Here is a 2,669-nt window from a genome sequence, read left to right on the forward strand (position 1 = left end):
CGGGACGCGGCCCACGTCAGCCACCCCCGGGTGCGGCACCGCTGCCCCGCGCCCGCCGCCACCAGGCGATGCCGAGCGCGATGAGCAGCACCCCGGCGCCGCCGGACGCGGCGGACGCGATCAGGACGGGGCCGGTGATGTCCGACGAGCCGGTAGAGCGCATCGGCGCCGCGCCCCCGTCGAGGGCGTCCCGCGCGCCCCGGCCGTCCTGGTCGGCCACCGGACCGCGCGAACCGGCCGTGGGCAGCGCCAGGTACGGGAAGGAGCGTCCGAAGGGCCGGTCGTTGGCGTCCACGGCGTCGCCCAGGTCGTTCTTGTTGCCGACGAGTTCGCCCTGGACGGCCTGGAGCGAGATGTCGAGGACGTCGTCGGCGAGCCGCCGCCCGTTCGGGTAGCCCGCGTTGTCGCCGTCGAGCACGCCGAGCCGCTCGGGCGCGGCGGCGGGCTTGACGGAGGTGTTCAGGCGCAGCGCCTCGGCGGGCCGCACGTGCGGCGGCTGGTTCAGCCCCTTCACGCCGGTGAGGAACACCGACACGAGGTCCTCGCGGGGCTCGTCGGGCGCCTTGATCTTGTAGAACTTCTCGACGAGCCGCGCCAGTTCCGGCTTCTGGACGTACGGCAGGAAGTCCGCGTCGTTCCACGGCGCGGACGCGTTGAACTTGTCCTTGTCCTTCACCGGGACGACGACCTCGTTCACCAGGGGCGCGCCGAGCCGGGACACCTGCGTCCACTTGCCCGCGGCGTTCCTGCGCTGGGTGGTGGACCAGACGCCGACCGTCGGCTGCTTCTCGGACTGCCGGATCGCGGCGCTCGGGACCTGGAGCGCCACCGAGTTGACGTTGTACCCGGCGAGCGTGTCCCGGCCGACCTCCGACAGGTCGCCCCCGTACAGCAGGTCGAAGACGCGCAGGTCCAGGAAGAAGGGGTCGTCGGCCTGCCCGGCGAACGCGGTGCCGCCGCCGCGGACCTCGCGCACGGCCTGGTCGCGCAGCTTGCCGTAGTCGGGCATGGAGGCCCCGCCGACGTGCGAGGGCGCGACCGGCAGGTCGTCGGCGACCTTCGTGGTGGAGACGGTCCGCTGGTCCCTCAGCCGCAGCAGGTCGATGTCGTACGTCTGCGTGACGTTCAGGTCCGGGTCCTTCAGGCTCGTGACCGGACCGGTGTTGTAGAGGAACGTGTCCCCGTTCCTCGTGCGCGTGTCGAACGTCCAGCGGTAGAGCAGGTCGCCCTGCGCGTCGCCGTCGTTGTCGATGTGCACGTCGTACTGGGCGTCGTCGGGGAACGGAAAGAAGTTCGGGCCGCCCGTCGGCTCCTCGAACGGCGTCCAGTTCGCGACGATCGTCGTCGTGTCCGGCCGGTCGGGGCTGACGAACGCGTACACGTCCGTGGTGTCGTACTGCGGCTGCCCCGAGATCAGCGGGGCCTCCCGGTGGCTGGAGGCGTGCGCGGCCTCCGGTTCGAGCGTGCTGACCCCGGCGGCTGCGAGCCCCCCGGCGGCCAGCGCACCACAGACGAGCGCGGCGACGCCACGGCTCCGGCGTCGCCTCGCACGGCTGGTGACGACTGCTGTCATCGCGTCCGTCCTCATCTCGGCGGTACGGGCCGCGCGTCGGGCGGGCGCGGTCCGTCTGATGCCCACCATTCGGAGCCGGGGCGGCGCCGGACGGGTCGCGGGCCCGGGAATCTCCCCGGGTGCCCATCCGGTCCGGGGGCTCGCCCCGCACCCCCGCCGGGGCCAGAATTGAGCGCCCGGCACCACCGGGAGAGGGGGACGGCATGGACGCCGACGCACTGCTGCCCCGGGTGGCCCACGGCGACCACCAGGCCTTCGAGGAGCTGTACGGGCTGGTCTCCGGGCCGGTCTACGGCCTGGTGCGCCGCGTCCTGCGGGACCCGGCGCAGGCCGAGGAGGTGGCCCAGGAGGTGCTGCTCGAACTCTGGCGCACCGCGGGCCGCTTCGACCCGGCGCGCGGCACCGCCCTCTCCTGGATCCTCACGCTCGCCCACCGCAGGGCCGTCGACCGGGTGCGCAGCGCCCGCGCCGCCGGGGAGCGGGAGCGGCGCGTCGCCGAGCGGGGCGAGGGCCCGGCCTTCGACCAGGTCGCCGAGGAGGTGGAGGGCAGCCTGGAGCGCGAGTGGGTGCGCCGCTGCCTGGAGCGCCTGACCGACCTCCAGCACCAGGCGCTCACCCTCGCCTACTACGACGGCTACACCTACCGCGAGGTGGCCCGCCGCCTCTCCGTGCCGCTCGGCACCGTCAAGGCCCGGATGCGCGACGGCCTGCTGCGGCTGCGCGACTGCCTGGGCGCCGCCGCGTGAGCGCTGCCGGACCCGGACCGCTGCGCCGGTACCTGGGCCGCCTGCGGCTCGGCGACGCCGTGCACCCGCTGCACTCCCTCGCCGTGCCGTACGCGCTCGACGCCCTCGGCCCTGCCGAGGCGCGCCGCTTCGAGCGGCACCTGGCCGGCTGTGCGCGGTGCGCCGAGGAGGTGCGCGCGCTCGCCGCGGACTTGGTGCGCCTCGCCCGCGCCGCCACCGTGCCCGCGCCCCCCGATCTGCGCCGGCGCATCCTCGCCGCCGTACGCACCACCGCCCAGGAGCCACCGGTGCCCCGGGCCGCCCCCGAGCCGCCGCGGCGCCCCTCCGGCCGGGGCCTGCTCGCCCTCGCC

General features: G+C 75.2%; 3 protein-coding genes. 2 read left to right on the forward strand and 1 reads right to left on the reverse strand.

The window, feature by feature from the left end:
• Positions 1–16 precede the first annotated feature (16 nt).
• Positions 17–1,573 carry a DUF4331 domain-containing protein gene (locus IE330_RS38295; RefSeq protein WP_190140792.1) on the reverse strand — a complete coding sequence of 519 codons (1,557 nt, stop codon included), beginning with the start codon at positions 1,571–1,573 and terminating at the stop codon, positions 17–19.
• A gap of 203 nt (positions 1,574–1,776) precedes the next feature.
• Here IE330_RS38295 and IE330_RS38300 point away from each other — a divergent pair, with 203 nt between their 5' ends.
• Together IE330_RS38300 and IE330_RS38305 are read left to right on the forward strand one after the other, a co-directional pair.
• Positions 1,777–2,319, forward strand: coding sequence for a sigma-70 family RNA polymerase sigma factor (locus tag IE330_RS38300; RefSeq protein WP_190140793.1), 543 nt, complete (start codon positions 1,777–1,779; stop codon positions 2,317–2,319).
• 32 nt (positions 2,320–2,351) lie between these two features.
• Positions 2,352–2,669: RskA family anti-sigma factor (locus tag IE330_RS38305; protein WP_190140794.1), on the forward strand; the 318-nt coding region annotated here is incomplete at its 3' end.

The organism is Streptomyces longispororuber (genome assembly GCF_014656095.1).
Classification (GTDB): domain Bacteria; phylum Actinomycetota; class Actinomycetes; order Streptomycetales; family Streptomycetaceae; genus Streptomyces; species Streptomyces longispororuber.